Annotated in this window: 4 protein-coding genes; 3 read left to right on the top strand and 1 reads right to left on the bottom strand. The window is 60.6% G+C overall.

Annotated elements, in window-relative coordinates:
• Positions 1-189: 189 nt before the first annotated feature.
• Complete coding sequence (locus PMI35_RS08570) at positions 190-1,908, bottom strand: hypothetical protein (RefSeq protein ID WP_008063032.1); 1,719 nt, start codon at positions 1,906-1,908, stop codon at positions 190-192.
• Positions 1,909-2,109: 201 nt separating this feature from the next.
• Between PMI35_RS08570 and PMI35_RS08575 the strand changes: the two genes are divergently transcribed.
• The 3 genes from PMI35_RS08575 to PMI35_RS08585 all read left to right on the top strand — a co-directional run bounded on the left by PMI35_RS08575 (position 2,110) and on the right by PMI35_RS08585 (position 5,043).
• Positions 2,110-3,225, top strand: a complete 1,116-nt coding sequence (locus PMI35_RS08575) for a CaiB/BaiF CoA transferase family protein (protein WP_008063029.1) — start codon at positions 2,110-2,112, stop codon at positions 3,223-3,225.
• A gap of 127 nt (positions 3,226-3,352) precedes the next feature.
• Positions 3,353-4,102: an electron transfer flavoprotein subunit beta/FixA family protein gene (locus PMI35_RS08580; RefSeq protein WP_008063026.1), complete on the top strand. Its 750-nt coding sequence runs from the start codon at positions 3,353-3,355 to the stop codon at positions 4,100-4,102.
• Entirely contained in the window at positions 4,102-5,043 is a 942-nt protein-coding gene (locus PMI35_RS08585) for an electron transfer flavoprotein subunit alpha/FixB family protein (protein WP_008063023.1), read from the top strand. Before PMI35_RS08580 ends, PMI35_RS08585 begins: the two co-directional genes overlap by 1 nt.
• Positions 5,044-5,188 lie beyond the last annotated feature (145 nt).

The following is a 5,188-nucleotide window of genomic DNA, read 5'->3' as shown; positions in this document are numbered from 1 at the left end:
GGCTTTTCCAAGTGACTCGCTGTAAGAGCGAAACCATAAGTGGCCGTTACCGCAGGAATGGATATGCTCCCAATCCAATCCAATCCAATCCAATCGATAAAAACGCAAAATATCCAGGCATAAAAAAACCGGCCCCAAATCAACGGGGCCGGCCATGCGCCAGGCAAAAAGATGCAATGGGCGCCAGCGTTACTCGGCTTTAGCCACCTGCCCAACCTTCTCCATCCGACTGGTATCCATCAAAACCATACCAAACGCCATGCCGTACATCAGCCGCCCCCGCCTGTCGACCTTGATCGGCGCATACATGCCGTTGAACACCGGATCGCTGCCGGTCGCAATCTCCAGCACAGTCTTGCCGGTATCCAGGTCCATGCCGATGTGGAAACCCTCACCCAGGCGACCCGCGTAGAAACCGTTGATCAACGCCATGCGGCTGCCACCGCTGATCATCGGCACGATCGAGATCGAGCCCACGTCGCTGCGCGTCCACAGGGTGCTCCACTGATCCCTGGCATTGTCCCATTTGAACATCGCCACGCCGCTCGGGGCAGGGCGGGTCATGCCGTTGAGCATGGTGACGTAGTAGCCGGACTTGTTCAGTACCGGCTTGTCCACGGCAGGGATGTTGTTCACCACGAAGGCGTGGCCGTCATAGACCGCCACCGACTGTTCCGATTGCACGGTCGGAATGCTCGGGCCCATATCCACTTGACGCTGGTCGGCAACACGCGGCGACTGGGTGCCGGGTTTCTGTTTCCAGCCGGCGGGAATCCCGTCGCGCCACATGGCGACCAGGTTCATTTTTTTCGCGCCGTCGGTGAACACCACCAGTTTGTCTTCATCCGGACCGTAGCCCATCAGGGTCGGCGTCGAGCCGGTGCCGTCGGCGATCTTGATCGAGGTGAAACGCTCTCCGCGTTCGTAGGGTGCTTTCCAGGCGCCGCTGGCATCATCGGCGTGGATCTTGCCCTGTTTGTCCACGACGAAACGGTACATGTTCTGGTTGGACGCGACGTAGACCGCGCCGCCCTCGACTTCCGGCCCCGTGGCGAACGAGTTGAGGAAAAGTTCGTCAGCGCCTTGCACGCGATAGCTGTCGACCAGTTTCAAAGTCGTGCGGTCGAGGGTGGCGATCGCGCCGCCCATGGTGTTGACCACCAGGTAACCATTGAGCGTCATGCCGATGCCGAAAGTGGCATCCAGCGGAATGTTAAGGCCGCGCTTGGTCTTGTCGTTGTCGAACAGTTCATCCGGCAGTTGCACCTCCCGGGTCAGCCTCATGCCCGAGGCCGGGTTCTTGTGATCGTTCTGGTCGATGCGGAACACCCGGCGGGCGCTGGCGCCAATGAAGGCATCGTCGCGGGTCAGGAGGGAATAGATCGCGCCGCCCAGGACCTGGTCGGTGGTGCCGGTGAGCATGCGGTTGGGTTGTGCCGTCATGTAGTCCAGCAAACCCTTTTCGTCCCCGGCTTCGAGGAACTTGCGGGTCTGGGCGGCTTGTTGCAGGCGCTGCTCGGGTGTGACCGGCTGGAAGTTTGGCAGTTTCACCGGCAGGTCGACGCGGGCCACTTCGGTGAATGTGAAGTCGTCTTCGATCTTCACCTTGCGCAGGGAAAAGCCGGCCCAGAACCAGTAGAGGTCGGTGTCGCCGACCTTGTCGGTGTACTGCACCAGGCTGCCCGATTCATTGGGGAGTACGCGGTAGGCGTCAGGCGTGATCTTGTAGCTGCCGCGCGCCACGGCGATGTCGGTGCTGTCCGACGCGCCGTCGTTCCAGTGCGTCTGGTTGTTGTAGGACTGTGCCAGGTAGGGGTTGGCCGGTGCGATGGAGCCATTGGCAGTGGCGAAGGCCGGAACGGCCAGGCAGGTGGCCAGGAGTGCCCAATGGGGAGGTCGAGCGAACATGGTTTCTTCCTTTCTATTGTTGTTATTGCCAGAGGATGAAAGCCCAGAGTAGCGATCCCGTTTTGCGCCTATAGCCCCCCATGGCGGGTGGCAGGTTTTGCCAGGTGAGTTTGTTAGCGTGCTGATCAGTCTTTGCACATAACTGGTCAGGACAGGGCGTCGGTGCTCGTGGTCTGGCCATGACTCAATCGAGGAAAACACATGCTGTCAGGTATCCGGATCGTAGAAATCTGTGGAATCGGCCCAGGGCCATTCTGTGCCATGCACCTGGCTGACCTGGGCGCGGATGTCATTGCGGTCGAGCGTGCAGAGTCCGTGTCGATCACCGGTCAAGCCAATGCCCCGATCAATCCGTTGAACCGCGGCAAGCGTTCGGTGGTGGCTGACCTGAAGACCCCTGAAGGGCGGGAAACGGTATTGAAGCTCATCGAAAGCGCCGACGCGGTGATCGAGGGCATGCGCCCAGGCGTCATGGAGCGACTGGGGCTGGGTCCGCAGGAATGTCAGGCGCGCAACCCGCGACTGGTCTATGGCCGCATGACCGGGTGGGGCCAGGACGGCCCGATGGCCAGTGCCGCCGGCCATGACAACAACTACATCGCCCTGTCCGGCGCGCTTTACCACAGCGGCACGGCTGGCGAAGCTCCGTCGGCGCCGATCACCCTGATTGGTGACATCGGTGGTGGTGCGCTGTACCTGGCCGTCGGCTTGCTGGCCGGCATCCTCGGCGCGAGGCAGACCGGCAAGGGCACCGTGGTCGATGCGGCCATCGTCGACGGGTCGGCACACATGATGTCGTTGATGCTGAACCTCACCCGCCGGGGATTGCTCTTCGAAGAACGCGGCAAAAGCGTTCACGATGGCTCGCATTTCTATGCCACCTATCGCTGCGCCGATGATCAGTATGTGGCCCTGGGTTCGATGGAGCCGCAGTTCTATGCGTTGCTGATGCACAAGCTGGGTTTGCAGGACGATCCGCGGTTCGCCAAACAGTGGGACATGAAACGCTGGGAAGAACTGCGCGGTCTTCTGGCCGACATCTTTGCCAGCCAGCCGCGCGAACATTGGTGTGATCTGCTTGAGGGCACTGACGTGTGCTTTGCGCCGGTGTTGAGTCCGCGTGACGCCTCGCAGCATCGGCACATGGTGGAGCGGGGCGTGTACTTCGAACGCGATGGCCTGTTGCAAGCCAGCCCCGCACCGCGCTTTGACGGCCAGCGCGTGACCCCAGGCGCGACCCCGACTCGTGGCGAGCATACCGCCCAGGTCATGGACGCGCTCGGGACCCAGGACCCTGCCACCGTCTGGCGGGCGTAGCGGTGTTTTGAAAGACGCAAAAGGGGGGTGGTACGGACGTCACACCCACCCATTCAAGGGAGGGTAATGCGTGACCTCCTTTGGATAAGCTTCGGATACCCCAACTTTTTTGCAGGCGACAATTCCAATGAAAGTAATGGCTGCAGTAAAGCGAGTGGTCGACTACAACGTCAAGGTCCGCGTGAAGGCGGACGGTAGCGGTGTCGACCTCTCCAACGTGAAAATGGCAATGAACCCCTTCTGCGAGATCGCCGTGGAAGAGGCGGTTCGCCTCAAGGAGCAAGGTGTTGCCAGCGAAGTGGTGGTGGTGACCGTAGGTTCTTCCAGTGCACAGGAACAGCTGCGTACCGCACTGGCACTGGGCGCCGACCGTGCCATTCTCGTCGAAGCCGCCGATGACCTGGGTTCGCTGGCCATCGCCAAACTGCTTAAGGCGGTGGTCGACAAGGAACAGCCGCAACTGGTGATCCTCGGCAAACAAGCCATCGACAGCGACAACAACCAGACAGGCCAGATGCTCGCGGCATTGAGCGGCTACGGCCAGGGCACCTTCGCGTCGAACGTCGAGATCAGGGACGACAGCGTCACCGTGACCCGTGAAGTCGACGGCGGCGCGCAGACCGTTTCCCTGAAGTTGCCGGCCATCGTCACCACCGACCTGCGTTTGAACGAACCGCGCTATGCGTCGCTGCCGAACATCATGAAGGCCAAGAAAAAGCCCTTGGAAACCGTCACCCCTCATGCTCTGGGTGTTTCCCTCGTCTCCACCAACAAGACCGTCAAAGTCGAAGCGCCTGCTGCACGCAGCGCGGGCATCAAGGTCAAGTCGGTGGCGGAACTGGTCGAGAAACTGAAAAATGAAGCGAAGGTGATCTGATGACTATTCTGGTAATCGCTGAACACGACAACCACACAGTGGCTGCGGCCACACTGAATACCGTGTCGGCCGCGGCCAAAATCGGTGGTGAAGTGCACCTGTTGGTGGCCGGAGCCGGCGTGGCTGGCGTTGCTGAAGCCGCCGCAAACATCGTGGGTGTGACCAAGGTTTTGCTGGCCGACAACGTGGCATACGCCCATCAGCTGCCCGAGAATGTCGCTCCGCTGGTGGCAGGGCTGGTGCTGGAACAGCGCTCGATCTACAACCACGTGCTCGCCCCGGCGACGTCCAACGGCAAAAACATCCTGCCACGGGTTGCCGCTGCGCTGGACGTCGACCAGATCTCCGAGATCATCGCCGTGGAAAGCCCCGACACCTTCAAGCGCCCGATCTACGCCGGTAACGCCATCGCTACTGTGCAATCGAACGCCGCGGTGAAGGTGATCACTGTGCGGGCCACCGGTTTCGACCCGGTTTCCGCAGTTGGCGGTTCGGCGAGCGTCGAAGTCGTCGATACCCGGTATGACGCCGGCATTTCCAGCTTCGTTGGCGAAGCGCTGGCCAAGTCCGACCGCCCTGAGTTGACCGCCGCCAAGGTCATCGTTTCCGGCGGGCGCGGGATGCAGAACGGCGACAACTTCAAGCACCTGTACGCCTTGGCCGACAAACTCGGCGCCGGTGTCGGCGCCTCGCGCGCGGCGGTCGATGCGGGTTTTGTCGCCAACGACATGCAGGTTGGGCAGACCGGCAAGATCGTGGCGCCACAGTTGTACATTGCCGTCGGTATTTCCGGTGCGATCCAGCACTTGGCCGGGATGAAGGATTCCAAGGTGATCGTGGCGATCAACAAGGACGAGGAAGCACCGATCTTCCAGGTCGCGGATTATGGGCTGGTGGCGGATTTGTTTGAAGCTGTGCCGGAGTTTGAGCGACTGGTTTGATTTTTCAAGTGCTGAATTGGAGCTCGTTTATAGAGCGCAGTATAAGAGTTGGATTGGGGGCATATCCATTGCTGCGGTAACGGCGGTTTATGGTTTCGCCCTTACGGCGAGTCCCTTTTTCAAACGCCAAAAAGGAACCAAAAGG

Source organism: Pseudomonas sp. GM78 (assembly GCF_000282475.1).
In the GTDB taxonomy this organism is placed as follows: domain Bacteria; phylum Pseudomonadota; class Gammaproteobacteria; order Pseudomonadales; family Pseudomonadaceae; genus Aquipseudomonas.
The sequence above is the reverse complement of the archived record's forward strand: the minus strand, read 5'-3'. Positions and strand labels throughout refer to the sequence as shown.

Coding starts and splice junctions, on each gene's coding strand:
- PMI35_RS08570 (WP_008063032.1), bottom strand. CDS start 1,908: ATGTTCGCTCGACCTCCCCATTGGGCACTCCTGGCCACCTGCCTGGCC.
- PMI35_RS08580 (WP_008063026.1), top strand. CDS start 3,353: ATGAAAGTAATGGCTGCAGTAAAGCGAGTGGTCGACTACAACGTCAAG.
- PMI35_RS08585 (WP_008063023.1), top strand. CDS start 4,102: ATGACTATTCTGGTAATCGCTGAACACGACAACCACACAGTGGCTGCG.
- PMI35_RS08575 (WP_008063029.1), top strand. CDS start 2,110: ATGCTGTCAGGTATCCGGATCGTAGAAATCTGTGGAATCGGCCCAGGG.